The sequence below is a fragment of the Marinibacterium profundimaris genome (assembly GCF_002210095.1).
Lineage (GTDB): Bacteria > Pseudomonadota > Alphaproteobacteria > Rhodobacterales > Rhodobacteraceae > Marinibacterium > Marinibacterium profundimaris.
This window is the reverse complement of record NZ_AQQR01000001.1, coordinates 543336-569162: the sequence shown is the minus strand read 5'-3', so window position 1 is coordinate 569162 and position 25827 is coordinate 543336. Positions and strand designations below refer to the sequence as shown.

The window sequence follows — 25827 nt, the reverse complement described above, 5'->3', positions numbered from 1 at the left end:
CATGGAAGATGAATTGCGCGCGCTCCTGCGAGGCGCGCCGGCGGTGTCGGCCCTGGCGATCGGCGGCGTCCATTGGGGGGCACGGCCGCAAGGCCGGCCGTTGCCGGCGGTGGTGCTGCATTTGATCGGCGGCGGCGAGGGGGCGACGCTCAAGGGCGGGGACGGGCTTGAGATCTGCCGGGTGCAGGTGGACGCTTGGGCGCCCGAGCCGGGCGAGGCGATGGCGCTGCGACGCGCTGTGACGGGCCTCCTGCACGGCTATGCCGGCGGCGGGTTCCGGGGGATTTTCGAGGACGGCCGGCGAATGGATCGCCAGGGCGGAACGAATGAAGCGCAGCGCCCGTGGCGGGCGTCTGTGGATTTTGTCACCAACTGGAAAGGGTGAAGCATGAGCAATGCAGATATCGGCTACGGATCCGACTTCGGGATCGAAGGGGAGACACCGGGCACATATGTCAACGTGGCCGAGGTCACGCGGATCAAGCCGGTGGGCTACACGCGCGAAGAGGAGGATGCGACGCATCTGCAGAGCCCCGACATGATCAAGGAATTCATTCCGGCGCTGATGGAGCTGACGCCGGTGGAATTTGATCTCAATTGGGTGCCGAGTGAAAGCGACGCCATGGTTGACGAGATCTTCGCCGGCGGCGGCAATTACCAGATCACGGCGCCGAACGGGGTTCGGATGCAGTTTTCCGGGTTCTTCCTGTCCTATGAGCCGGGCGAGCTGACCAACGGCAAGATGTCCGCGACGGTCACGGTTCGCCCGACCGTGAAACCCACCCTCCTGGCGGCGGCCTGATCATGGCGGAGCGTTTCAGGGGCGAGATCGTGGTCACGCTCGACGGCGTGGCCTACACGCTGCGGATGGATCTCAACGCGATGGCGGATTTCGAGGACCAGACCGGCAAGGCCGCGATCGAATGGGCGGAAAAGGCCGAAAGCGGCGATGCGCGGGTGCGCGATCTGATCACGATGGTGCATTGCGCCATGGCGCGGCACCACGCCGATGCCGATCGGCGCCTCGCCGGGGATATCCTGTCGGAAGATCCCGAGCTTGTGGGGCGGCTGTTCCTGGCGGCCGCGCCGCAGGCTGGCGAGATCGAGGCCGCGCCGGGAAAGTAGAGGACCGCGGGCCGCTGCGGGTCTTCGACCTGCTGCGGGCCTATGTGGCGGCCGGGCTCGATCCGGCGCTCTTCTGGGCGCTCACCTTGCGCGAATACCACGCGCACATGATGGGCGCGCGGGACCGGATCAAGGCGGAGCAGGACGGGCGCGCCTGGCTTGCCTGGCATGCCGAGGCGCTGCATCGGCAAGAGAAGCTCCCGAGCTTCAGGGCCTTCCTCGGCGGCGGTGACCGCGGGCCGCAATCCGCCGCGGATCTTCAGACAATGTTCGACGTGATGGCCGCCCAATGGGGCGCCAAGCCGGCCGCGTGACGGGGTCGGGAAGGGGACAGGATGGCATCTTCGGTGATCGGCGCGCTGCGGGTCAATCTCGGGCTCGACAGCGCGCAGTTTCAAAAGGGCGTGAAACGGGTTTCGCCGCAACTGCGCGCCATGCGGGCGCAGTTCCTTCGGGTCTCTGCTGCGGCCGCGGCGTTCGGCACCGCGATCTCGGCCGCCGCGATGGCAGGGGCGCGGGAGATCGACCGGGCCGCCAAATCCGCCCGGCGCCTCGATGCCTCGATCGGCGCTTTCCGCGCGCTCGAGCTCGCGGCGGGCGAGGCTGGTGTCTCCCTGTCGGGTCTGACGAACGATGTTCAGACCATGAACCGCGAGATTGCCAATATCGGGACAAGCGGGAACGCGGGCCGGGCGCTCGAGCGGCTTGGTCTGTCGGCCGAAGAGCTCGCGGGGCTGGATGCGGACGAGAAGGTGGCGACGATCGCCGACCGGATCAATGCGCTTGGCCTGTCGGCGGGCGAAGCGACGGCCGTTCTGCGGGATCTCGGCGTGCGCAATCGCGAAATGGCGCTCTTGATGATACAGGGCGGCGACGCGATCCGCGCCGCACGCTCTGAGATCGAGGATTACGGCCTTGCGCTGAGTGCGACCGACGCGGCCGAGATCGAGACCGCCAACGACAGGATTGCGCGGCTCGGCCTGATCTCGCAATACGCCGGGCAGCAACTGGCCTTGACCCTTGTTCCTGCCTTCGGGCGGATGGCGCAGGCGATGACGGACTCGCTGCGCGAGGGGGGCGCGCTGCGCGCAGTGATCGACGCGATCGCGGGCAATATCCAGCGGCTCGGAACCTACGTCGCAACGGCGGCGACGGCCTTCGGGGTGCGCTATGTCGGCGCCCTGGTCGCGGCCAGGCTGGCAACCCTGTCCCTGTCGGGGGCTCTTGCGGTGCTGCGCGGGGCGCTGATCCGATCCGGGATCGGGCTTGTCGTCGTGGCGATCGGCGAGGCGGTGTTTCAGTTCACGCGCCTGGTCTCGGCGGCTGGTGGGTTCGGCGAGGCCATGGGGCTTGTCGGGGATCTTGCGGCCGAGCTCGGCGACCGGATCGGCCTGGCCTTCGGGGCGGCGGGCAGCGCGATCGGGGCGACCTGGCAGCGGGTCCGGGCGGCCGCCATCGACGCGATCGGGGCCACGCTCGGGGGTGTGGTGGATTTCGGCAACCGCGCGGTGGGGGTGTTCCGCGGCGCCTTCGAGGCGATCCGCGAGATCTGGGGCGCGCTGCCGCGGGCGATCGGCGATCTCGCCTATCAGGCGGCGCAAAGCCTGATCGGTGGCGTCGAGACGATGCTCAACGCGGTGGTGGGCCGGATCAATACCTTCATCACGCGCCTGAACGCGGCGCTTGCCCGGCTTCCCAGATGGGCGACGCAGGGCGAGACGATCCAGATCGGCACGGTCGATCCGTTCAGCCTCGACAACATCGCCAACCCCTTCGCGGGTGCGGCCGAAGATGCCGGCAAGGCGGCGCGCGAGGCCTTCGCCCGGGGGTTCAATACCGACACGTTCGACGCGCCCGACACGTCCGGGCTGGATGCCTCGGCCGCTGCGGCGCGCCAGGCGGCGGCCGATGCGGATCTTGCGACCGGCGCGCTGCGGCGGCTGGCAACCTCTCCTCTCGCGGGGCTTTCGGCCTTGCGCAAGGTGATGGCCGGTGCTGCGGATGAGACCGACGGGGCCGCGGCGGCGGCGGATCGGCTTGGGGATGCTCTGGACGATGGCGGCGGCGGATCCGGCGGCGGGGCCGCGCGGGCGGCGCGCGAGGCCGGGGATGCGCTCTCGGAGACCGAACAGCGCGCCAAGTCGGCGAGCCAGGCGATCAATCAGAGTTTCACCGGCGCATTCAGCGATATTCTCAAGGGCGGAAAAAGCCTCGGCGAGGGGCTGGCGTCGGTCTTCGACAACCTGGCCGGCATTCTCTTCAATCAGGTCGGATCGGCGCTCTTCTCTGGGGTCTCCATGTCGCTGGGCGGGGCGATCACCGGGGCGATCCCGGGCTTTGCCAACGGCACAAACTCGGCGCCCGGCGGGCTGGCCTGGGTCGGTGAGCAGGGCCGCGAGCTGGTCAACCTGCCGAAGGGATCGCAGGTGATCCCGAACCACAAGCTCGGCGGCCTGGGCGGCGGTGGGGCGACCCGGCTCGAGGTGATCCCGAGCCCGTATTTTGACGTGCGCGTCGCGGATATCTCGCGCGGCACGGCGGCGCCGATGGTGTCGGGGGCGGCGAACGCGACCCGGCGGGCGCATGGGGTGATGAGTAACCAGTTCTTCGAGCGGGGCACGATGGCATGAGCCGGCCGGTTGTGACGGTGCCCTATGCGCTCATGCGCATGACGCAGGTGGATTGGTGGATCGACTGGCGCGGGCAGGGATCGGAGCGCAACGACGGCAACACCAAAACCGTCTATAACCGCGCGCCGATCTGGCGCGGGCAGTTCTCGCTCGCGCTGCCGGGCGCCTTTGCCGGGGAATGGCGGGCGACCCATTGGGCGGCCGAGGGGCGGCGGGGGCTCTATCGCCTCTACATGGTCGACCCGATCCTCTTCGATCGCAATGCGACCCTTGCGGCCGCGTTCGTCAACGCGGGGATCCCGTTCTCGGACGGGGCGACCTTTGGCGATGGCACGGGATACGAGCCGGGGCCCCTGGCGCTGGCAGACGCTGGGGCCGCGCCGGGCGCCTCCTCGATCGTGGTCGAGATCCCGGATCCGGCCCTTGTGCCGGTGCGGGGGCAGATCCTTTCGGCGGATGATTGGCCCATGGGGGTGATCTCGGTCGAGGCGCTCGGCGGGATCCGCTACCGGATCGGCGTGCGGATGCAGCGCGCGACGATCGCGGCCGGCGATCCGATCGCCCTGGTGGGCACCGGGCTTTTCGAGGCCGAAGAGGATGACGCCTCGCGTATGTCCTACGGGCTTGGCCGGATCGCGCGGCCCGAGGTCACGCTGCGCGAGGCGCTGAACCGATGAGTTTCTTTCCCGAAGGCTTCGACCCGCGCGGCGACGCGATCGGGCTGATCGATCTTGTCGAGCTCGACACGCCCGATGGCGTCATGCGGTTCATGCTGGGCGCGGATGGCCGGTTTACCGATGTGAACGGCAATACCTGGTACGGGTCTCAGCTCCTGTCGGCGAGCGGGCTCGAAAGCGCGATCGACGGGGTGGCGCCGGCCGGCACGCTCTCGGCCGCCTTCATCCAGGATCCCGACGCGCCAAGCGTGGTTTCCGAGCTGCGCGCGCTGGGACCGGAGTACCTGGCCGGGCGCGCCGCGCGGTTCTACGTCCAGCCGCTGGCCCGGATCGAAGAGATCTATGCGCCGGTGCATCCGCCGCAACTCTGGCTCACGCGGACCATGCGCACGCTCACGCTGGCCGCGCAGGGGCCGGTTTCGCGCGAGGTCTCGATCGGGCTCGAGGCCTGGTCGGAGGGCCGGCGCACGGCCGCCCGGATCGCGCTCAACACCGCCGGGCATGCGGCGCTGATCGGCGAGGAAAATCCCTCGCTGGAATGGATCCCGACCACGGATTTTGAAGAGGAAAAGCTTTGGGAATGACGCTCGAGCCTGCGCCCGTGGTGGTGTCGCCGCTCTACCAGGAGCTCAACCGCTGGTCTGTCCTGCCGTTTGTGTGGGGGGAGACGGATTGTTGCCTGGTCCTGGGTGACTGGATCGCGCGGGTGACGGGGCGGGATCCGGCGGCGCATCTGCGCGGGCTCTACGAGACGCCGGCAGACTGCGAGCGCCTGACGCGCTTCCTGTCGGATCCCGTGGCCGCGCTCGATCGGTGCGGCCAGACTATCGGCGGCCTGCCGCGGGTCGCGGCGCCGGCGCGCGGCGACGTGGGGGTTTACCTGCGGCCCGGCTCGCGCTGGCCCTTCGGGGGGCTCTGGACGGGCACGCAATGGGCCAGCAAGGGGCGCGACGGGGTGACCTTCACGGCACCCGGTCGGGTGCGGGTGCTGGCGGCCTGGGGGGTCGGCTATGCGGCGTAGGATTGCGATCGCCCTTCTGCTGGGCTCCACCGCGATCGTGCGCCCCGCCCCGGCCGAGGCGATGCCGCAGGCGGCCGGTTTCATCATCGGCGCGCTTGGCGGCACGGCGGCGGCCACGGCGGGGGCGGCTTATGCCGCGGGCGTTGTGGCAGGCGGCGCCTTCGCGGGCACCGCGCTTGGCGCGATCGTGGTCAAGACGGTGGTGGGCGTGGGGCTCTCGATGATCGCGCAGGCGCTCACGCCGCGCCCCGATCTGCCCAAGCCGTCCGCGCGGATGGTCAATTTCGCGCAAGGCGTGGCCTATGCGGAATGGGCGCTCGGCCGGGTGCGCAAGGGCGGGCCGATCGGCTTCACCGGGGCGGCAGGCACCTATCGCTATTACGTGCCGATCCTCGCCGCGCATGAGATCGCGGGGATCGCGCAACATTACCTGGACGAGCGCCCCGTCGAGATCGACGGCGCGGATCTCGTGACCACGGATCCGATCGGCGACACGGCCAAGGTGTCGGCCTTCCTCGGCGCGGCCGGTCAGGCGGCAAATGCCGATCTGCTGGCGGAGTTCCCGGGGCAAATTGCGGCGGCCCATGATTTCGCGGGGCTGGCGGGGGCGGTGATCCGCGCCAAGAAGGTGCCGCCGGAGCGGTTCTCCGAGGTCTATCCCGGCGGGCGGCAATGGGCTTATGCCCCCGTGCTCGACGGGCATGCGCGGATCTATGACCCGCGATCGGACAGCTACGGGTTCACGTCGAATGCCGCGCTGATCCTCGCCTGGTGGCTGACCGAGCGCATGGGGCAATCGGTCAATTGGGACCTGGTCGCGGTCGAGGCCGATGTTTGCGACGAAGAGGTCACGGATCGCTACGGCGTCACCGGGCCGCGCTGGTGCTTCGACGGGATCCTGTCGGATGACCAGGATTTCGAGACGCAGCGCGCGCAGCTTTGCGGGGCCTGCGATGCCTTCCTCTACGAGGCGGCGGACGGCACCGTGGGGTTTTATGTCGGGCGCTACATGGCGCCCGGGGTGACGCTCGCCGATGGGGATTTCGAGGCGGTGGAGCTGGTCGGCGGGCAGACCGGCAGCGACGCGCCGACCGAGATCGTGCCGGAATATGTCGAGCCGGCAAACGCCTGGCGCGAATGGTCGACGGGCGTCTGGACGGTCACGGCAGAGGGCCGGCGGGTGCGGGACACGCCGCAGCTGCACGGGATCAAGTGGCACAATCAGGCGATCCGGATCGCCGCAAGGCTCGGCCGGGTCAAGCGGCCGGCCTGGCAGCTTTCCGGCACGATCGGGGCGGTGGGCTATGAGCTCCTCGGCCATCGGTTCTTCCGCTTCTCGCATGCCGAGCTGGGGATCGACGGGCCGTTCGAGATCGGCAAGCTCGAGCGGGTCGGGGTGGATACCTTCTCGGTCACGGCCAATTCGGTGGCCGCGACCGATTGGGACTTTGACGCAGGATCGCAGGAGCCGGAACGCCCGGCGGTCTCGGCCGAGGCGGTGGTCGGCGGCTATGCAACGGCCGCGATCGCAAATGTCGCGGCCTCAAGCCCCAGCGCGGGGCGGATCCTGGTCGGCTGGGACGCGGCCGACGCGGTCTATTCGCAGCAGATCCGCCTTCAGCGCCTCTCGGATGGCTTCGAGGAGATCATCGCGGTCGGGCGTTCGGTTGCGGCGCGCGAGTCCTACGAGATCACCGGGTGCGAGGTCGGCGCGACCTACGCGGTGCAGGTGCGCAATTTCTCGGGGCTCGAAGGCACGGACAAGGTCAGCGCCTGGGCGCCCGCGGTTCCGATCGAGGTCACGGTCTCCGGCGCGCCGACAGGGGCCTTTTCGATCTCCTCGGCGACGGGTGAGCCGGGGCAGGTGCGGTTCCAGGGCAATGCGGGTGCCAACACGGTGGTCGTGACGGTCTGGCGGGCGGTCGCGAACGATTTCGGCACGGCGGTTCAGGTCGGCGGCAACATCCCGGTGCAGACGCTGGCCGCTTATGACGTGTCGGCCTCAGTGGCGTCGGGCACGGCTTATTATTGGCTGCGGCCGATCGCATTCGACGGATCAATCGGCGCGCCGGTGGCGGCGGGTCCGATCCTGGTCCCGGAAGAGTAAGGAGAGAACGAACATGCCGGTCAGCACGACACGAACGGCGCGTGAGGTCTGGATCGGGGACAGCCCGTTGCACCAGCCCGATCGCACGGTGATCGCGGAGTTTCAGGAGCAGGTGATCGCCGCAGTCAACGGGGTCGAGGCGCAGGTCACCTCAGATGTGGTCTGGGCCGCGACCTGGTCCGATCTGCTGGCGATCACGCCGGAGATCGACGGCGCCGGGGGCGAGGTGCTGGACAGCGACACGGGCACCCATGGCGCCGCGACGGCGACCGGCTACAACGGCGGTCAGAGGCTCAACGCGGGGCGCTATTCCTGGAATGCCGCATGGGGCCGGTGGGTGCGGATCGGCGGCACCGGGCTTTCGGCCAAGGCGGATCGGACCGAGCTTGAGGTCAAGGTCGATCAGGCCGAGCTCGAGGCCGAGGAGACGGCGCGGATCGCGGCGGATGCGGCCAAGCTCGATACCGCGCAATATGAGCTCCGGTTTCAGTCCATCCCGCCGGAAAGCGGTTATGTCTGGGGGCTCGGCGATGCCTTCCCGGGGTATTTCCCGCTCCTGGTGACCGTGGATGGCGCGGTCGAGATCCCGTCGCTCACGGTTCCGGCCGAGGCGGTGACGCTGGGCACGCTGGCGACGGAGGTCACGGCGCTGCTGCCGCAGGCGCTCCCCGAGGGCAGTGGATACCGCTGGGGCGTGGGCGATGCTTTTCCGGGGTATTTCCCGATCCTGATCACGGATGCGGGCGGCGTGATCCTTAACCTCGAACAGCTGAACGGCCAGGTTGTCGGGGTGTCGAACCTTACCGACAGTGCCGCAGCGGAGATCCTGCCCAACACGGCCGACCGGGTGCCGGTGCGCCCCGGACGCTGGCGATCCGCGGCGGCGCCGGTGGCGCTGACCACGCGCCCGCGGGACGGGTCGTGCTGGCAAGCCTTCCCGGATCTGCCGGTGCGCCTGCTGCGCGGCGTGAACGGATCGGGGCAGGCGCTTGAGGTCCGCAAGGCAACCGGCCTTCTGTTGCAGGGCACGGGCTATGCGGGCGCGTTCGATCCGGGGGCCTATCCGTCGCGCTATCTGCGTGGCCAGATCTCCGGGCCGTCTGTGGGCAATCCGAGCAGCGGCGCGCCTTACACGGACGGGGATTATTACCAATACGTCAACGGATCTGGCGCGGTCTCGACCGGGACACATGCGGGCATGCGGGTGGGCGATCTCCTCGTGTATGACGGCGGCGCCTGGCATATCCAGCCGGCGCCCGGCACCTTCGGCGCGCGCGACGAGGGCGACTGGTGGCGGGTGACGGGCTTCGGCCGGTTCGAGGGGATCCGGGTCTCGCCTGGGGACGCGATTGTCTATCACGGCCGGCAGACCGGCGGCGGGGGCTGGCAATATGAGCGGTGGATGCAGGCCGCCGGTCTCGTCTATCGCGGCGAGTTCTCGCCCGGTTCCGGGCTTCCGGCCGCGCCTGTCGACGGCGAAGTGTACCAGGCCGACAGCCCGGGCACCGCGACCTTCACATTTGCCGCGGGCGACATGCTTCTGCGCGAGGATGGGGCCTGGATACACGTGCCGACCGAGCCGATCGCAACCTGTGGGGACGGGGCAAGCATGGCGCTGCGCTGCGCGGCCTCGGCCGATGAATGGGAGGTCCGGCGCGCCGACAAGAGCGCCGCGATCGTGGGCCTGACCCTGCGGGCTGATCAGGAGCGATCGCAGCGGGCACCGACGCGCAACATCCGCGTCATCGGAGACAGTATGCCGGGGCAAGCCCAGCTCTTCGAGAACCTGTCGGCGGAATTTCCCGGGCGGACGGTTGTCGAGCAGAGTTATGGCGGGTCAACGTCGCGCCAGGTGCGTGGGATGATCGACTACGCGATCACCAATGGAGACCTCTATGCCGGCGACACGCTGTTCATGTGGCATGGTCAGAACAACCAGCCGCCCAGCGTGGGAAGCTCGAACTGGAGCCAGATCATCGAGGCGACTCTGCAGGTCTCTGCAATGGCCGGCGCCAGGGATCTTCGCTTCGCCCCCATGGGTATCTGCGGGCAGCGCAACTTTACCGAGTACACCGGAGGCCGCCTGATCTGTCCCCAGCAGGAGGATCAGTTTGACGGGTCGAGCGTACTTGCGGCGCTGCATGCCGAGTATGACCGGATGTTCGGGGGCCGCTGGTTCAATGTCTGGGCGATCCTGCAGGCGGCGGCGGTGGGGGATGCCGAGATGCAGGCTGAACCGAGCGTGCATTTTCCGGGGAAGACCGAGGCCGAGGTCGCGGAGGCCTACGGGATCCTGCCGCTTTCGTGGTTCAAGGACAGCACATTGCCGATGGATGCGGGCGACATGACCTTTCGCGGCACGCGCACCGGGGCCGCGCTGCCGACCGGCGGGGCGGATGGTGACTATTACATCCGCACCGATGGATCATCCCAAACGGATCTCGGCAGCCTGGCGATCAGGGTCGGCGGGGTCTGGCAATGGTTTTCCTGGGACCGGACGCATCTCAACGCGACCGGCGGCGCGCGCCTCGCGGCCGCGATGGCGCAATCTCTGACAGAATGGAGCTGGTAAGATGACCGGATTTGCTTCTCTCGTGGGCGGGGATTTCTCCGCCTCTGGCGCGCCCTATCTGAGCGCCGATCCCCGCCTCACGCCGGGCACGCTGATCCTGACCGATCTCACAAATTCGGAGACGGCGCCGGGCGTGCCCGACGATGGCGGGGCGGTTCACAACATCGCCTGGCGCGAGGCCGCCGGGATCCTCGGGGGAGGGAATGCGGCCTCGCTGGCGGGCGCTTTTAACAACACCTTCACAGCCCCCTATGGCGCCTTCGAGCGCACGTCGAAAGGCGCGCTCTACGGGGTCGTCAGCAACACGAACCAGAACGGCCAGGCGGCCCGGCTGAACGGGGCGCAGCCGATTATCGACTACGTGGCGGACAACCCGACCCGGGAATTTGCCGTCTTCCTTTGGGTGGATATCAAGCGCACGAAAGCGGCGGGCGGCAATTACTTCGATTTCGGCATCGGCTCGACGGCCTCCTGGGCCGGAAACCGGCTGTTCACCGGATCGCTGAGTTCGGCCACGGGGGCGCAACGGCAATCGGTTCAAGCGTCATCCTGGAACGGCAGCCCGAGCGGAAGCCCGGCGCAAAATCAGATCTATCAACTGGCCTGGGGCAATATCCCACCCTACAACTCCCTGCAGCCGGATATCGGGCACAGCGTCATCCTGTACCAATATCATCTGATCGACGTGGCCCTCTCCGGCATGACCTATGCCGAACTGGATGCCTTGGACGCGGCGAATTACGCGGCCTACTTCGGGGCAGGCGGCCGCTATGCCGGGGACACGGTGTCGCTCAATCTCGCGAACTTCCCGTGACTTGGTGCGTCGTTTCAAAAGGCCATGGTCCGGTGGAGCGGGCCAATGACGAGGATCGCGTAACCGTGCAGCCAGACTATCCAGCGTGACGAAGGTTTGACTGCATGGACATCACCGAGATTGCCAACGCCCTGATCGGAGAGGTCGGTGCGCTGCCCGGCGTGCTGATCCTCGGGTTGGCCTGGGCGCTGTGGCAGGAGCGGCGGCGGGCGAACTCGCTGTCGGATCGGCGCATCGAAGACCAGAAGGAGCACACGGCGCAAATTCTGGAATCGGTCCGCAGCATGGATCGGGCCATCGATGTCGTGGAGGGCCGGAATGGGTAAGGTGTGGTCGAAGTTTTTCCCGCAGAAAGAGCAGCGCCGCGCCACCGAGCGGCAGGTCGTGACGGCAAAGCAGGCCGCGACGCGAGAACTGCAGCGCCGGCGCCGGTCTTTGGACGAGGCGATCGCGGAACTCAAGGAAATTCAGAACGAACGGGGCACGAAGGCACATGATTGAACTACTGGGGGATTACCCTCTAGCGGCGCTGAGCGGCCTCGTCGCGACTTGCCTGATGGCGTGGGTGCTGCGCGGCATGATCCCGCTGCTGGCCTACTGGAACCGCCGGCGTTCATGGCACCTGGCGCTGGCCGCGATCCTCCTGATGGTCGGGGGCGCTGGCCGCTCGATTTATTGGGAGGGGGTCTCGATCGCTCTTGATGCCGAGGCGCGCCGGGCGTTCCGCGCGCAGCTGGGCGGCATGGACGTCAATGTCGTCTTCAACAGCATCCTGATCTGGTCGGCCATCCACTGGCTGAAGTTGCTGCATCTGATGATCCCGGAGAATGAGCGGGGCCGGTGGTCGATCTGGACCGCGCCCTGCTGGCCGTCATCCGGGTTCTCCTTCGACGGCCTGCGAGACCTCTGGCGCAACCTGCGCCGCTGATCACCACCACGACCGACGACTTAGCGCCCCGCATCATGCGGGGCTTTTCATCTTGGAGAGAACCATGAAGATTAGCGACCGCGGCGTTCTGGAGATCGCCGAGCATGAGGGCGTTGTCCCGGCTCCTTACCTGGACAGCGTGAACACCTGGACCTTCGGCGTCGGGCACACAGCAGCAGCTGGATCGCCGAACCCCGAGGCCATGCCGCGCGGGATGCCGCAGGACATCGACGGAGCGGTTCTGCGCGCTCTGTCCCTCTTCGACAAGGATTTGGACGGCTACGAAGCGCGGGTGAGTCGCGTGTTCGCCGGGGTGAAGCTCAAGCCGCACCAGTTCGACGCCCTGGTCTCGTGGGACTTCAATACAGGCGGCGTTACCTGGAAGCATCCCAGCACCGGAAAGCCGTGCCAGCTTGTCCAGGAGATCCTGCGCGGCGACATGAGCGGGGACGGCTTCATGGGATGGCTGCGTCCGCCTGAGATCCGCCGGCGCCGGGAAGCGGAGCAGGCGCTTTTCAGAACCGGGAAGTACGAGGCGAACGGGGGGCGGATCCCGATCTGGAAAGTCGATGAATCCGGCCAGCGGCGCGGGATCCTCAAGACGGTATCTGGCGCTGAGCTCCGCGCGATGATGGCGCAGGCCGGTGCAAGCCACGCGCCGTCGGTGGGGCCCAACATCATTGCCACGATCATCAACTTCCTCAAAGCCCTGTTCGGAGGCGCGAAATGACCGGAAAGCTGCAGAAATACGTCAAGCCGAAGTCCCTCACCTGGTACGCGAGCCTTGCTCCGCTGGTGGCGGGTGTGATCGTTGCGCTTGAGCCTGTCCATGGGCTGCACTGGGTTGTGCGGGTCATCGACAACTTCACCGGCGATGCTCACCCGGCCGTCCTGATAAATGTCGGATTGGCCGGGATCGGCCTGCGCGGCGCGATCCCCGAGAAATGAACCGCCTCGCCCTGATGGCGGCGCCCTGGCTGGTCGCGGCCGGCGGGCTGGCTGCCGCCTACCTCTCTCACCAGAACGCGCGCGGGGCCCGGGCCAGCCTTGCGGAATGCGCGGCGTATGTGGCCGGAACGGGGGACGCTGCCGATGCGATCCGCAATTTGCCTGATGATCCTGGCGACCTTCGTGGCTGGCTGCGAGACCTGGGAACCCGGTAGGGCCGAGGCCGTGATGGACGCCAGTGAGCGCCCCGGCCGCGCCCATGCCGCCGCGCTGGCCGGTGACGACGTAGGCGCCATGCGCCGGACCGGCGCCGAGCTGCTGGCCGTGGTCAGCCTCTGCTGGGGCAGCGTGTCCTGCTGACAATCAACGACACATGGAGACATGAGGCCTACATGGGCTTATCGAACTACCCTTTCCGCGTGCTCCTCGGTGCTCTTTCTGTTGCGGGGCAATTGGGTTATCCCAGCCAATGCAAGTGGCGGCGGTAGTTTCTAGCTGATTAACGCTGGCGCGTTTGACATCGCCGTGTCGGCGGCATTGTCCAGGGAAGTGCATGCTACGCGGCCGGTTGTTCGGCTATACCCAATGCGCTGAAAAACGCAGCACAAGACCGATGATGGCTCTGCCTTCTGAGCTCCGCCAGCCGAAACTGGGCGGCTTCGCGCAGGTATGCCACAGGCGGGCGAAAAGTGATTGCCCTGGCCGCCCTGTCAGGTGACCTTGCCATCAAGCGGCAGGCCACTTGTGGCATGTCGGGCAAAGTGAGACGTTTTTAGAAGCGAGAAACATGACACGTTCACCGAATATGCCGAACTTGATAATCATTGGAGCGCAGAAGTCCGCTTCTACATTTATGCAAAATGCTGTCGCGGAGCATCCGGATGTCTTTATTCCGAAGGGCGAGGAAGCATATTTCGAAGATCCGGACTACGATCAGAAATCCGCTTCATATCTTTCTGGTCGCTTTGATGGTCGTAACGAAAAAATTCTCGGCATTAAGCGGCCGAATTATATCGGAAAACCCGAAGTGCCCGCGCGTATCGTCAGAGACTTGCCAGACGCAAAGATAATTGCCGTCCTTAGGAACCCTGTTGATCGCGCAATCGCTGCTTATTTCCACCAAATCCGATACGGCACTATGCCACTGTTGCCGCTGGACGAAGGTATGTCAAAGCTGGTCGAGAACGACGGCGTCATTCCGGGGTATGCGCGGTCAAAGGAGATATTGGAGTTCGGCCTCTACTACAAATATCTGTCTCAATACGAGCACTTTTCGAGTTCCGGGCGGCAGCTAGTTTTCCTGCATGAAGATATTTCCAAAGAGCCGGAGGAGTGTATTCGCAAAAGCTATGAGTTCCTCGGCGTTGATGTGAGCTATTCACCCCAGAATTTGCAAGGCCGTCCGATGGCGGCTGTGTACAACCCGTTGCGCTTGAAGGTTCTGGCCGCTCGAAACCCTCTGATGTTTACTTACAATGATGATCGCACGCGTCTGCACTCAAGGAAAATGAACTACCTTGAGTACGGCCTGGCTGGAGCTTTAACCGTTGCAGACAGATACGTTCTGTCTAGGTTTCTTAGAAATAATAAACCACAACTGGATCCGACCATCCGAAAGAAGATGGTGAATTATTTCCTCGAAGATATCCGAAAACTTGAGAAGTTGATTGACCGCGACCTGTCTGCGTGGATGGGATGAAGTGGGCCGGCAGTGCTTTTGCGCACCAATGGGGGCGCTATACTGAAAACCTAATTCTTGGAAGCCTAATGCCACGCAAATCCTTGCCCTTTGGCGAAATTCTGCCGGCCCTTGCAAGTCCAAAGTAAGGAAGTTGAATTAGGTAGAAGTAGTAAAGCAGGGGGAACGTGTTATTGTCCATGAAGCGATCATTAAGTACGAGCATGAGTGAAACGGGAGTGATGAGCAGGAACTCACGGAGATTATTCTTGGCCAGTTTAAATGCGGATGTAACTGGTAGCACCCAGAATAGAACCCCAAACACTCCAAACATCGACAGACTGTACAGCACTGGATTGTGAGCTCCTCGGACGTCGTCCGAATAGAGACCCATTCCCCACCCGGTTATCGGCTTCTCTAAGAAGAATTGCCAAGCCTGAGCCCATTGGGTGTCTCGCCCTGAAACGTAGCCCGTACTAGCGCCCCGATGCGAATCTTCAGTTAAGAGAACCTGTCCCACCAGTCTAAATGCCCAGTCGGAGGGAAGTATGGCAATCGCTAGCCCTACAACGAGCGCTATACTGCCCAGGAGCAATGACTTTTTCGTAACGCTTGCGTTAGTCTCAAAGAAGATCTTAAGGACTATGGTCGAGAAAATAATCACTGTCCCTGTTCGGGACTGTAGGTACAGTGTCGCCGCAATCATTGGGACGCAGAATAAAACGAAAGTTGACTTTCTAATAGCTAGTGCGCCTGCGAAGCTCGCAATTGCATAAATCTCACCGCCGAGGTTCGGGTGGCTGTCCCCAAAGAAATAGAATCTGCCGTAATGGTTCCCCATCATTCCGCTTTCAACCATAAGAATATACGCAATGGCGGTTAATGCGGATGTCTCGAAGAGCGACTTGGAGAAGTCTAGATAATTTTGGCCGTTGATAACATTCATCACGCCAAAAAGATTAAGAGAGAATGCCACGAGCGACACATAGTTCATCGCGGAGAAATTTCCAAAGCTATCACCTAGCATCGATATTGTGAAGAATATAGCGCCGACGCAAAGCATGATAACTGAGTTGAGATTTGCTGTTACCGGCTTGCGTAGGAAGATGTGGGTCAAACACATTCCGATGTTTACCAAGTGAATGACGAGATGGCCGCCTGGAATCAAGTACGACATCGGTATAATGCCCCAGGTGAAACCCAACACTGTAGCGATTCCGGGTTTTCTAATGTGCATAGCGGCCTTCATTGGGTTCTTGCATTCGTGCGACAGGGTCGGTTGCTGCCATGCCGGCGTGAAGAGTGAAGGGCAGCAGCTCCGCGCGGAGTCAACCTAGATGGAAGGCAGGCAGACAACAATCCTGCGAAAGCTTTCTAAGCTTGTTCTGTGGCAGACTAGCGGTCATGTGCCGCTTTCATGACCCGCGCGTGTCGAAGAGCAAGTGGGGCTGTGGATCTTGGTTCAGATCAGGTCGTCCACGGAGAGCGCGAGCGCTTCAGCGAGTTTCCTCATTGTTTCCACCGTCCCGATCCGCTTGCCCGTTTCAATCTGGGTGATCTGGACCCTGTTTACCCCAGAGGCATCGGCCAAGGCCGCTGCTGTCATCCCGCACATGGCTCGATACACGCGAACGGGGTTCTCTCCGTCCAGGATTCGGTTCACGTACTCGGCCGGTACGCTTTCGCCGCCTTCAGCCATGGCGCGGTCGTATGCTTGCAGGTCTGCGAGATCCTCGGCCGCCTGCTGAAGGCGGGCATACTCTTCGCGGGGAATGGTCACCATCTCGTTCATCATCGTCTCCATCAGTCGTAAACCCCGCCACGGGGGCCGATTGCGAGCGCCTCCCAGCGGTTTCATCATCGCGGTGATCGCCTGCCCTTGATGCCCCGGCAAGCGATTTAGGTGCATGCCCTGGCCTTCCAATATCCCGCACGACCTAGCTCTAGCACTGACAGATCTGGACCGACAGCGCCGGAACTGCCGGGCGGGCGTGGGTAGGGGGCAGCAAGGCAACACGCACAGTCGGCATCCTGGTTGCCTCTTGTTGGGCGGTGTCGTTGCCCTTGCCTCGATCCTGGGCCACGGGTCCGGGGTGGGCCGGGCGCCTTGGGGCCGGCGGATAATTCAAGCGCACGTATCCCGCATATGCTCAAGATCTTCCCGCATATGGTCAGCAAGGATATGAAATAGTTCGAATTCCGGTGCTGTAATCGCCGCAGTGTGGGGGCACCAGATGTACCTTCCAATGCGCTGAATCCAAAGCAATATTGTTGTGGAAGGTATTCCGCACCCACCTGTCTGACCACCCTGTGCGCACGGACATGGCTGCTTCCTGGGCTCCAGGGTCATCAGGTCTCAGGGCAGTGTTGCAGTCGGCCTGGTCTTGAGACCGTGGCGGTTGCCCCGGGACCGGGCTGATCCATCCGGGTGCCCTGTCAGGGCGCCTGATCCACCGGGGGCAGGGCGCGTTCCAGCCGGGGTGCGGCGTAATCCACGAAGGCGCGCAGCTTGCGCGGCGTCATCCCGCCGCGAAACAGCAGGCTGACCGGCCAGGGGGCCGGCTCTTCCCCGGGCAGCAGGATCTCGAGCTGTCCGGCCTTTACCGCCGCGGCCACCTGGTAGGACAAGACCCGCGTGACGCCCAGGCCTGCGATGGAGGCGTCGATGGCGGCCTCTGCCGTTTTCACCGCCAACCGCGACCTGACCCGCACCGGCCTTGCCGTGCGGCCGTCGCCGAAGGTCCAGCGGTCGGCGGGCATCAGGTTTTCAAAGGTGATGCAATCGTGGCGCTCGAGCTCCTCGGCGCGCGCTGGCCGGCCGCGCGTGGAAAGGTAGGCGGGGCTGGCGCAGACCACCCGGCGCACCGCGCCGACCCGCCTTGCGCGAAGCGCGCTGTCGGGCAGGTGGCCGATGCGCACGGCGGCGTCGATATGCTCCTCCTGCAGGCTGACCGGCCGGTCCGTCTGTTCCAGCGATACGTCGACCTCGGGGTAGGCCTTGAGGAAGTCCGTCACCACCGGCAGCACGTGCAGCCGCCCGAAGACGATCGGGGCCGTCAGCGTCAGCAGCCCGCGCGGCACTGTGAATTCGCCCGACGCGGCGCGCTCGGCCTCGGCCACGTCCTCCAGGATCCGGCGGCAGGCGGCGACATAGGCCCCGCCCGCCTCGGTTAGCGCCAGCCCGCGCGCCGAGCGGTGCAACAGCGTGGTGCCCAGCCGCGATTCCAGCTCGGCCACCCGGCGGCTGACCGTGGCCAGCGGCAGGCCCATCCGGCGGGCCCCGGCCGACAGGCTCCCCGCGTCCAGCGCGGTCACCAGGATCTGCATCGCGTCCAGTCTGTCGGCCATCTTTCCATTTTCCGAGAGGGTGCCTTTCAGATTTAGCCTCTGCCGTCAGTTTCCGGAAGGGATATCTCTTTCGCACCGATCGGTCATCGCAACATCCAAACCTCCCAATCCAAGGACACGACATGACCCGCATTGCCATCCCCGCCTCGATCGAGGCCGCCCCCGCCGCCGCCCGCCCCGCGCTGGAGCAGGTGAAATCCCAGCTCGGCTCGGTGCCGAACCTCTTCCGCCTGGTCGCCAACAGCCCCGTGGCCCTGGAAGGCTGGCTCGGTCTATCCGGTGCGCTCGGCAAGGGGCAGCTTCCGGCCGCCACCCGCGAACGCATCGCGCTGGCCCTGGCCGAGTTCAACGGCTGCGGCTACTGTCTTTCGGCCCATACCTATGTGGCCAGCCATGTCGCCGGGCTGTCGGCGCAGGAGATCTCGGCCAACCGCATGGGCCGGTCGACCGATGCCAAGGCCGATGCCGCCGTGGCTTTTGCCCTGCGCGTCGCCGAGACCCGCGGCCATGTCACGGATGCCGACGTCAAGACCCTGCGCGACGCCGGCTATGACGACGGCCAGCTGATCGAGATCGTCCAGCACGTCGCCCTGAACATCTGGACCAATTACATGAACGAGGTCGCCAAGACCGAGATCGACTTCCCCCTGGCCGAAGGCGTCGCCGCCTGAGCCTGTCCCTGCCGCCGGGTCCCCCATGCCCGGCGGCGCTTTCCCATTACGCCCCATCAGCCCGCAGGAGTTTCCCCATGAACCGTCCCGTCCCCCATCCCGTTGCTGCGAACCCGGCCGAAACCCGCCCGCCGCTGCCGCCCTTCACCGCCGAGACGGCGGCGCAGAAGGTGCGGATGGCCGAGGACGGCTGGAACACGCGCAACGCCGAGGCCGTGTCGCGCGCCTATACGCCCGACAGCCGCTGGCGCAATCGCAGCACCTTCCTGACGGGGCGGGCCGAGATCGTGCAGTTCCTCACCGAGAAGTGGGAGAAGGAGACCGAATACCGCCTGATCAAGGAGCTCTGGGCCTTCTCCGGCAACCGTATCGCGGTGCGTTTCGCCTATGAATGGCGGGCGCCGGCGGGGCAGTGGATGCGCTCTTACGGGAACGAGAACTGGCAGTTCGACGAAAACGGCCTGATGGCCGAGCGTCATGCCAGCATCAACGACCTGGCGATTTCGCCCGAAGACCGCCTGTTTCACTGGCCGCAGGGCCGCCGTCCGGACGATCATCCGGGCCTGACCGAGCTGGCGCTGTGACCATGGGCATCCGCAGGCCGTCCGACATCGCCTTCTCGCCCGCCGTCAAGGCGCAGCAGTCCGCCCGGGGCTCTCGCGAGCTCTACGCGCGGGTCGAGGAGAAGCGCCCGTGGAACGACACGATCACCGAGGATCTGGCGCGCTTCATCGGCGCCCAGACCAGCGTCTTTTTCGGCACGGCCAGCGCGTCGGGGCAGCCATACATCCAGCATCGGGGCGGGCCCGCGGGCTTCCTGAAGGTGCTGGGCGAGCGCGAGCTGGGCTTTGCCGATCTCGCCGGGAACAAGCAGTACATCACGCTGGGCAACCTGTCGGAAAACCCGCAGGCCTTCCTGTTCCTTGTCGATTACGCCCAGCGTCGACGGATCAAGCTTTGGGGCCGGGCGCGGGTGATCGAGGACGATCCGCAGCTGGTCGCGCAGCTGCGTACCGATGGCGGGGAGGGGCGGCCGGAACGGGCGATCCTGTTCGACGTGGCGACCTGGGACGTGAATTGCCAGCAGCATATCCCGCAGCGCTTCGAGGCCGAGGATGTCGCCGCCGCGCTGGCGGCACGGGACGAACGCATCGCCCGGCTGGAGGCCCGGCTCGCCGCATTCACAGGGGCCCATGTGATGGGGGGCAAGTAATCCCCGGCGGGCCCGCACCGCATCTGATCCGAAGATCATCAGGGGCGTCCGGCAACGGGCGCCCCTGGTCGTTTCCGAATTGCCGACAGGGCGGGGGCCGGATCCCCCCGCGAGGGTCGGGACATGTCCGGCCCGGCCTTCCTGCGCCCGGACCGGACCGGTCCGGTCATGCCGTCGAAGACATCCGGTAGGCCCCGGGCGTCTGCCCCGACCAGCGCTTGAACGCGCGGGTAAAGGCGCTCTGCTCGGAAAAGCCGGTGAGAAAGGCGATCTCGGACAGCGAATAGCGCGAGCCCGAGACCAGCTGCTGCGCCAGCTGCCGCCGCGCCTCGTCCACCAGCGCCTGGTAGGTCTTGCCCCGTTCCGACAGCCGCCGCTGCAATGTTCGCGGCCCCATGGCCAGTGTCGCCGCCACCTCCGACAGCTGCGGCACGCCGCCGCTCAGCAGCTTGGCGATCTCTGCCACAACCAGCGTCTCCAGCCCGGGCTCGGCGGTTTCGTCCCGGGGCAGAGTGGTTTCCAGGTGGTCGGTGAAGAATTTCCAGATCGCCGCATCGCCCACCGAGGTCGCCCGGTCGATATCCACCAGCGCGAACTGGATCCCGTCGATCGCCGCACCGAAGACCGGCTCGATCCCGAAGTGTTCCACCAGCGGCTCGATCGAGCCGCAGCGCTCATGGGCGAACTGAACCCGCAGCGGGGTCAGCCCCGGCGTCGTCGTCTCGCGGCACAGCGTCAGCGTCGTGCCCATCGCCGCCTCGCTCGACAGCTGCGCGCCAAGGCGGGGATCTCTCGGCTTCTCGTGGGTCCAGCAGAAGACCCCGTCGCGGTCCACGAAGCGGAAGGTCGAGACCTGGTTGTGCAGGCGGGTGTAACGGCCCATGCGCTCGAAGGCGTGGCGCAGGGTGGGGGCGGATTTGAACGCCAGCCCGAAGGCGCCGAAAGCTTCGCAGCGCATCCCGGCGCAGACCCGCATGTGAAACCGCAGCTCGGGATTTTCGCTGGCGGCGATGGCTTCCAGCAGGTCGTAATATGAATCCAGTGGCAGCATGGTGGAGGGATCCTCCAGCTGCTCGGGCGTCAGGCCGATCAGCGCGTAAAGCTGCGCGGGGTCGGCGACATGGATCGCCTCCGCGATCTGCTTCCTGGCGTAAAGCGCGGAAATCACCGGTCCGTCCCCCTGGTCCATCCCCCCCCGGTCCCATGGCGATCACGGGGCCGTGACGGCTTGTCTCCTGCTTTGACGTGCCGGGTCAAGGCTTTGACATGCCCGGTCAATACCGCGCCGCCCGCTCTCGCCTAACCTGCAAGCGTTCCGGGGCAAAGGCGCCCGCCGCGCCGCCCCGGACCGTTGGATGCAGATCCCCCGCGCCGCGCGCGCCGGGACATCAGAAAGGACAAGACCATGACCAGATCCGTGAAAAGCTTCGGCGTGACCCTCGCCACCGCGCTCGTCGGCGCCGCCGCGACCATGGCCACCGGCGCCGTTGTCGTCGGCCTGACCGGCAATCCCGCCGCCGCACAAGAGGCCCGCCCCGCCAGCGCCAAGCTGCCGCCGATCAACGACGGCCTGCCGATGCCCGGCTTTGACATCACCACCGCGACCACCGCCATCGTCATCACCGATCCGCAGGTCGATTTCCTGTCGCCCGACGGTGTCACCTGGGGTGTGGTGGGGCAGTCGATCACCGAGAACGGAACGGTCGAGAACCTGGAGGCGCTTTTTGCCGTGGCCGAAGAGGTCGGCATGCCGGTCTTCGTCTCGCCGCATTACTACTATGAACACGACCACGAATGGCATTTCGAAGGCACGCTGGAGCGGCTGATGCACGACATCGGCATGTTCGACCGCCCCGATGCGCTGACGCTGGACGGCTTCGACGGCTCGGGCGCGGACTGGCTGGAGCGTTACAAGCCCTATATCGACGGCGGCAATGTCATCGTCACCAGCCCGCACAAGGTCTACGGCCCCGACAGCAACGACCTGGCGCTGCAGCTGCGCAAGCGCGGGATCGACAAGGTGATCCTGGGCGGCATGTCGTCGAACCTGTGCACCGAAAGCCACATGCGCGGGCTGATCGAGGACGGGTTCGAGGTGATGGTCGTCACCGATGCCACCGCCGGCGCGATCACCGAGCATTACGACGGCTATGCCGCCTCGCTGACGAACTTCCGCATGATCGCCAGCGCCGTGGACAACACCGACAACACGGTCGAGGCGATCCGCTCCGCCTACGGCATGTGATCCGGCCGCGCTGATCCCCGGCCATCCTGTCCGCCGGGGCTACGCCCTCGCTTCACCCGGCCGGACCGCCCGGTCCGCCACCCCCGATGCCCCGGGCCCGGCCTCCTGTCGCGCCGGTCCCGGAGCACGGCCGGCCCTGCTCCTTTTCCCCGGGCCGGCCGGGCCTCCCGCTCCGGCGCTTCCCCCAGGACCCTCCTGCGCCGGGGCGGGTTTTCCCATCCATCGCCCGCAGGGCGGCATCCGCCGTCCCCGGGCAACCCGCCCGGACCGCCTGTCGCGGCCCGGATCCCACCCCCGATCCCGACGGCACCCGCCGCGGGCCAACCAAAGGACCTTTCCAATGTTCACCCGTTTCACCTCCGCCGCTTTCACCGCTCTCGCGATGATCAGCCTGGCCGCGCCGGTCCTTGCCGAGGACGAATACAACGTCTCCACCGGTGCCACGCTCGACGGCGTGCCGCTTGCCCTGCGCGGGGTCGATACCGTCGCGCTCTCGACCCTGGGTGCCGTGGCCCGGGGCGATGCCACCCATGTGGTGGTGCATGACGGTGTCGCCTATTACTTTGCCTCCGACCTCTCGGCCGAAACCTTCGCCGCCGATCCGGAGGCCTTCATGCCGCAATACGGCGGTTTCTGCGCCTTCGCCGTAGCGCTGGGCAAGAAGCTGGACGGCGATCCGCGCTATGCCGATATCGTCGACGGCAAGCTCTATCTCTTCGTCAACGCGGCGGTCTTCGCCAAGTACCAGGAAGATCCCGAGGGCACGCTGAAGAAGGCCGAAGAGACCTGGCCCTCGATCCAGCACGTTGCCGCCGACAGCCTGTGACCCTGCCGGGCGGCGGTGCAGACTGCCGCCGCCCGACGCCTGCGCTGCCAGGCCTGCTGGGCGCCGCCGGTCGCCATCCTTGATGCCGTGCCGCCGCCCGTGTCATAGCTTCGCGGGGGGAGGATGCAGATGCGCACATCCATCGTGATACTGACGGGCGCCGCCCTTCTGACCGCGGGCCTGGCCCTGGCGCAGGAGCGTCTGCCGTCTCCGGTCACCGAGGCCGATTACCTGGCCCTGGACCCGGCCGAGGCGGAACTTGGCCAGCTTCTGTTCTACGACCGGATCCTGTCGGGCAACCGCAACATCGCCTGTTCCACCTGTCACCATCCGCGCTTCGCCACCTCCGACGGCCTGTCCCTGGGCCTGGGCGAAGGGGCCGAGGGTCTTGGCCCCGACCGCCACGTGACCGCCGACAACATTCCTGAACAGCGTATCCCCCGCAATTCCACCGCGCTCTTCAACCTCGGCGCGCGGGACTTCACCACGCTCTTCCACGACGGCCGGATCGAGGCCGATCCCGCCCGCCCCGGCGGGTTGCGGACCCCGATGGAGGGCGACATGGTGCAGGGCTTCTCGGGCGTGCTGTCGGCCCAGACAATGTTTCCCGTGCTCTCGCCCGACGAGATGGCCGGCCATTATTCCGAAAACGACGTGGCCAAGGCGGTGCGCTCGGGCCGGATCACCGGGCCGGATGGAGCATGGGACCTGATCTCGAAGCGTGTCGCGGCGATCCCGGCCTATGCCGACCGTTTCGCGGCGGTCTATCCGCATATCGCCGAGGGCGCGCCGATCCGTTTCACCGATATCTCCAACGCCATCGCGGCCTTCGTGGCCTTTGAATGGCGCTCCGACACCAGCCCCTTCGACGCCGCCCTGCGTGGCGAGGCGCCGCTGACCGGCCCGGCCGCCGAGGGCGCGGCGCTGTTTTACGGCGAGGCGGGATGTTCCGCCTGCCATTCCGGCCCGTTCCAGACCGACCACGATTTCCACGCCATGGGCGCGCCGCAGCTTGGTCCGGGCAAGGCCGAACGGTTCGAGCGTCATTCCCGCGACGACGGCCGCCTGCGCGTGACAGGGCGCGAGGACGACCGCTATGCCTTCCGCACGCCGTCGCTGCGCAACGTGACGCGGACCGGACCCTGGGGCCATGCCGGGGGCCATGATGACCTTGCCGCCTTTCTGGCCGATCATGCCGCGGGCGGGGGCCTGGACCGCTACCGGCGGGCGGCGGTTCTGCCCGACCTGCCGGGGACGAAGCCGGACTGGGCGGTGCTGGACGATCCGGATCAGGTGCGGGCGATCGCCGGGGCCGCCGCACCGGGCCCCGGGTTGGACAAGGGGCAGGTCGCGGTGCTGATGGCCTTTCTTGACGCGCTGACCGATCCGGCGGCGCTCTCCGGTCGGCTGGGCGTGCCGCAAAGCGTGCCCTCTGGCCTGCCGGTGGACCGCTAGGGGTTCAGAGGTTACTCGGGCCGGGCAATCACGGTGATCTTGCCGGGAGTGACCGCCTGCCAGGTGCCGGTTGTGCCGTCGGGCCAGATCACGCGGACCTCGGCGGTGCCGGCGTCTGCGATCCCGAAATGCAGCGGCACCGCGCTGCCCCCGGCATGGCCGCCGCCGATGGTGAGCTCCTGCGCCTGGATGAGGTCGCCGGCGCGCAGCTCCACCCAGGCGCCCACCGCCCGGCGGTTGGGCGCGGGCTGCGCCAGTTCAATGCCGACCCAGCCGCCTGTGCCTTCGGTCACGTTGCGCCAGATCTCCATCGGGGCGCGGCGGTTCACCACCGCCAGGTCCAGCCGCCCATCGCCGTTCAGATCCACCAGCGCCGCGCCGCGCGCGCGTTCCATCGTGGCGATCCCGGCCTCGGCGCCCGCCTCGGCAAAGGTGCCGTCGGGCTGCTGCATCAGCAGCGAATTTGGATCCTTCATCGCCATCGACGGCATCTGGTCCACGTTGCCCTTGGCGATGAACAGGTCCGCGCGCCCGTCGTTGTCCACATCCCCGAATTCCGCGTGCCACCCGGTCGAAGGCCGACCGTCGTCCCCGACATGCGGCCGGTGCGCCGTGGTGCCCTGCGCATAGGGCGCGTCCTCGAACCCGTCCTTGCGATTGAACTGCAGCAGCTGGTCGCCCATCGAGGTCATCATCACCTCGGGCAGCCCGTCGCCCGTCAGATCGCGCGAGGCGATGCCCATGCCCCACAGCGACACCTGCCGCCAGTCCTGCCGCTCTTGCAGGGGCGAGAGGTGGAACATCTGCTCATACCCGCCGCGCACGTAGTAATGGCGGTCGTTCGACAGCCGCAGCTCCGGCGCGCCGCTGCGCTGCCAGTCGGAGATCAGCGCCGAGAGCGTGCACCAGCCCGGAGAGATGACCTCGGCCGCGCCGAAACCGTCCTCGGCGGGCCGGATCACGTCGCTGGTGTCACAGGCTTCGAACGGGCCGTCGGGATCGGCGCGGTCGACGTAGTTTCCGAAGACGAGGGTGGGAAAGGCGGCGTCGCCCTCCCATGTGGCGGCGAAGGCGGTGGTCCAGGCGTCGCGCCGCGGCAGGGACCAGTCGGCGGTGGCGTCCTCGAACCGGCAGTCGCCCTGGCCGCGCAGCAGCAGGTTCGGGCCGACCCGCAGCAAAGCCAGGTCCAGCTGCCCGTCGCTGTCGATGTCGATCGGGTAGGCGCCGGTCACCCCGCGCAGCGCGTCAAGCTTTGGCAGCGCGCTTTCCGCGAACCGCAGGGCGCCGCCCGGGTCCGAACGGTTCAGGAACAGCGCGGCGGGCGCCTCGCCGCCCGCGGCCAGCAGCTCGGGCAGGGCGTCGCCGTTGCAATCGAAGGCCGCGACACCGCCGCCCACGAAATGTTCCCAGCCGCCGGAATAGACATGCGGGACCGGCAGTCCGGCGCTGTCATCGACAAAGGCCGGCGCGGCGAGGGCAGGGGCCGCGGCAACCCCGGCAAGGGCCAGCACAGCCGCAACGCGCCGCGCCGACAGGCGGGGCAAGTGGGGCACCGGGACGGTCGCGGAC

General features: G+C 66.5%; 29 protein-coding genes. 24 read left to right on the top strand and 5 right to left on the bottom strand.

Translation table 11 applies throughout. The features are described from left to right. Position 1: 1 nt before the first annotated feature. The 18 genes from ATO3_RS02650 (at position 2) to ATO3_RS02570 (ending at position 14521) form a co-directional block, all read left to right on the top strand. Positions 2-385 carry a DUF3168 domain-containing protein gene (locus tag ATO3_RS02650; RefSeq protein ID WP_088648231.1) on the top strand — a complete coding sequence of 128 codons (384 nt, stop codon included), beginning with the start codon at positions 2-4 and terminating at the stop codon, positions 383-385. A 3-nt stretch (positions 386-388) separates the two neighbouring features. Further along, entirely contained in the window at positions 389-802 is a 414-nt protein-coding gene (locus ATO3_RS02645) for a phage tail tube protein (protein ID WP_088648230.1), read from the top strand. A gap of 2 nt (positions 803-804) precedes the next feature. Continuing rightward, positions 805-1125 (top strand): GTA-gp10 family protein, encoded by a 321-nt coding sequence (locus ATO3_RS02640; protein ID WP_088648229.1) that lies wholly within the window; start codon positions 805-807, stop codon positions 1123-1125. Positions 1126-1169: 44 nt separating this feature from the next. Continuing rightward, positions 1170-1439, top strand: coding sequence for a hypothetical protein (locus ATO3_RS02635; RefSeq protein ID WP_088648228.1), 270 nt, complete (start codon positions 1170-1172; stop codon positions 1437-1439). A gap of 21 nt (positions 1440-1460) precedes the next feature. Continuing rightward, positions 1461-3755 carry a hypothetical protein gene (locus ATO3_RS02630; RefSeq protein WP_088648227.1) on the top strand — a complete coding sequence of 765 codons (2295 nt, stop codon included), beginning with the start codon at positions 1461-1463 and terminating at the stop codon, positions 3753-3755. Then, the gene (locus ATO3_RS02625) at positions 3752-4432 is read left to right on the top strand and encodes a hypothetical protein (protein ID WP_088648226.1); all 681 of its coding nucleotides are present in this window, start codon (positions 3752-3754) and stop codon (positions 4430-4432) included. Before ATO3_RS02630 ends, ATO3_RS02625 begins: the two co-directional genes overlap by 4 nt. Continuing rightward, positions 4429-5016 (top strand): hypothetical protein, encoded by a 588-nt coding sequence (locus ATO3_RS02620; RefSeq protein ID WP_088648225.1) that lies wholly within the window; start codon positions 4429-4431, stop codon positions 5014-5016. The genes ATO3_RS02625 and ATO3_RS02620 overlap by 4 nt, the downstream gene beginning before the upstream one ends. Then, the gene (locus ATO3_RS02615; protein ID WP_233152007.1) at positions 5013-5453 is read left to right on the top strand and encodes a DUF6950 family protein; all 441 of its coding nucleotides are present in this window, start codon (positions 5013-5015) and stop codon (positions 5451-5453) included. Before ATO3_RS02620 ends, ATO3_RS02615 begins: the two co-directional genes overlap by 4 nt. Continuing rightward, on the top strand, positions 5443-7560 hold the full coding sequence (locus ATO3_RS02610) for a phage tail protein (protein ID WP_088648224.1): 2118 nt from the start codon (positions 5443-5445) through the stop codon (positions 7558-7560). Before ATO3_RS02615 ends, ATO3_RS02610 begins: the two co-directional genes overlap by 11 nt. A gap of 13 nt (positions 7561-7573) precedes the next feature. Beyond that, the gene (locus tag ATO3_RS02605; protein ID WP_088648223.1) at positions 7574-10132 is read left to right on the top strand and encodes a hypothetical protein; all 2559 of its coding nucleotides are present in this window, start codon (positions 7574-7576) and stop codon (positions 10130-10132) included. A gap of 1 nt (position 10133) precedes the next feature. Beyond that, a complete protein-coding gene (locus tag ATO3_RS02600) occupies positions 10134-10946 on the top strand; it encodes a hypothetical protein (RefSeq protein WP_088648222.1) in 813 nt (270 codons plus the stop codon). Positions 10947-11050: 104 nt separating this feature from the next. Next, positions 11051-11272 carry a hypothetical protein gene (locus tag ATO3_RS02595; RefSeq protein ID WP_088648221.1) on the top strand — a complete coding sequence of 74 codons (222 nt, stop codon included), beginning with the start codon at positions 11051-11053 and terminating at the stop codon, positions 11270-11272. Beyond that, on the top strand, positions 11265-11447 hold the full coding sequence (locus ATO3_RS28385) for a threonine/serine exporter family protein (RefSeq protein ID WP_143747207.1): 183 nt from the start codon (positions 11265-11267) through the stop codon (positions 11445-11447). Before ATO3_RS02595 ends, ATO3_RS28385 begins: the two co-directional genes overlap by 8 nt. Next, positions 11440-11874: a hypothetical protein gene (locus ATO3_RS02590; protein WP_143747206.1), complete on the top strand. Its 435-nt coding sequence runs from the start codon at positions 11440-11442 to the stop codon at positions 11872-11874. Before ATO3_RS28385 ends, ATO3_RS02590 begins: the two co-directional genes overlap by 8 nt. Positions 11875-11938: 64 nt before the next feature. After that, the gene (locus tag ATO3_RS02585) at positions 11939-12604 is read left to right on the top strand and encodes a lysozyme (RefSeq protein ID WP_088648219.1); all 666 of its coding nucleotides are present in this window, start codon (positions 11939-11941) and stop codon (positions 12602-12604) included. Then, a complete protein-coding gene (locus ATO3_RS02580; RefSeq protein WP_088648218.1) occupies positions 12601-12822 on the top strand; it encodes a hypothetical protein in 222 nt (73 codons plus the stop codon). Before ATO3_RS02585 ends, ATO3_RS02580 begins: the two co-directional genes overlap by 4 nt. A 144-nt stretch (positions 12823-12966) precedes the next feature. After that, positions 12967-13182, top strand: a complete 216-nt coding sequence (locus ATO3_RS02575; RefSeq protein WP_143747205.1) for a hypothetical protein — start codon at positions 12967-12969, stop codon at positions 13180-13182. Between the two features lie 427 nt (positions 13183-13609). Continuing rightward, positions 13610-14521, top strand: coding sequence for a sulfotransferase family protein (locus ATO3_RS02570; RefSeq protein ID WP_088648216.1), 912 nt, complete (start codon positions 13610-13612; stop codon positions 14519-14521). Positions 14522-14558: 37 nt separating this feature from the next. Here the strand turns inward: ATO3_RS02570 and ATO3_RS02565 are convergent, their stop codons facing one another. The 3 genes from ATO3_RS02565 to ATO3_RS02555 form a co-directional block, all read right to left on the bottom strand. Next, a complete protein-coding gene (locus ATO3_RS02565; protein ID WP_088648215.1) occupies positions 14559-15749 on the bottom strand; it encodes an O-antigen ligase family protein in 1191 nt (396 codons plus the stop codon). A gap of 213 nt (positions 15750-15962) precedes the next feature. After that, positions 15963-16304, bottom strand: coding sequence for a helix-turn-helix transcriptional regulator (locus ATO3_RS02560; RefSeq protein ID WP_233152006.1), 342 nt, complete (start codon positions 16302-16304; stop codon positions 15963-15965). 632 nt (positions 16305-16936) lie between these two features. Beyond that, complete coding sequence (locus ATO3_RS02555; protein ID WP_088648214.1) at positions 16937-17848, bottom strand: LysR family transcriptional regulator; 912 nt, start codon at positions 17846-17848, stop codon at positions 16937-16939. Between the two features lie 122 nt (positions 17849-17970). Here ATO3_RS02555 and ATO3_RS02550 point away from each other — a divergent pair, with 122 nt between their 5' ends. The 3 genes from ATO3_RS02550 (at position 17971) to ATO3_RS02540 (ending at position 19732) form a co-directional block, all read left to right on the top strand. Beyond that, the gene (locus ATO3_RS02550; protein WP_088648213.1) at positions 17971-18519 is read left to right on the top strand and encodes a carboxymuconolactone decarboxylase family protein; all 549 of its coding nucleotides are present in this window, start codon (positions 17971-17973) and stop codon (positions 18517-18519) included. A 77-nt stretch (positions 18520-18596) separates the two neighbouring features. Then, entirely contained in the window at positions 18597-19103 is a 507-nt protein-coding gene (locus tag ATO3_RS02545; RefSeq protein ID WP_088648212.1) for a nuclear transport factor 2 family protein, read from the top strand. A 2-nt stretch (positions 19104-19105) separates the two neighbouring features. After that, positions 19106-19732 (top strand): pyridoxamine 5'-phosphate oxidase family protein, encoded by a 627-nt coding sequence (locus tag ATO3_RS02540; protein ID WP_088648211.1) that lies wholly within the window; start codon positions 19106-19108, stop codon positions 19730-19732. A 166-nt stretch (positions 19733-19898) separates the two neighbouring features. On the opposite strand, the gene ATO3_RS02535 is transcribed toward ATO3_RS02540, so the two are convergent. Beyond that, a complete protein-coding gene (locus ATO3_RS02535) occupies positions 19899-20921 on the bottom strand; it encodes an AraC family transcriptional regulator (protein WP_088648210.1) in 1023 nt (340 codons plus the stop codon). 216 nt (positions 20922-21137) lie between these two features. Between ATO3_RS02535 and ATO3_RS02530 the strand changes: the two genes are divergently transcribed. From ATO3_RS02530 to ATO3_RS02520, 3 genes are all read left to right on the top strand, one after another. After that, positions 21138-21977 carry a cysteine hydrolase family protein gene (locus ATO3_RS02530; protein WP_233152005.1) on the top strand — a complete coding sequence of 280 codons (840 nt, stop codon included), beginning with the start codon at positions 21138-21140 and terminating at the stop codon, positions 21975-21977. A 340-nt stretch (positions 21978-22317) separates the two neighbouring features. Continuing rightward, the gene (locus ATO3_RS02525; RefSeq protein ID WP_088648209.1) at positions 22318-22803 is read left to right on the top strand and encodes a YHS domain-containing (seleno)protein; all 486 of its coding nucleotides are present in this window, start codon (positions 22318-22320) and stop codon (positions 22801-22803) included. Between the two features lie 129 nt (positions 22804-22932). Then, positions 22933-24258, top strand: coding sequence for a cytochrome-c peroxidase (locus ATO3_RS02520; protein ID WP_088648208.1), 1326 nt, complete (start codon positions 22933-22935; stop codon positions 24256-24258). A gap of 11 nt (positions 24259-24269) precedes the next feature. On the opposite strand, the gene ATO3_RS02515 is transcribed toward ATO3_RS02520, so the two are convergent. Then, positions 24270-25793 (bottom strand): CRTAC1 family protein, encoded by a 1524-nt coding sequence (locus tag ATO3_RS02515; protein WP_233152031.1) that lies wholly within the window; start codon positions 25791-25793, stop codon positions 24270-24272. Between the last annotated feature and the right edge of the window lie 34 nt (positions 25794-25827).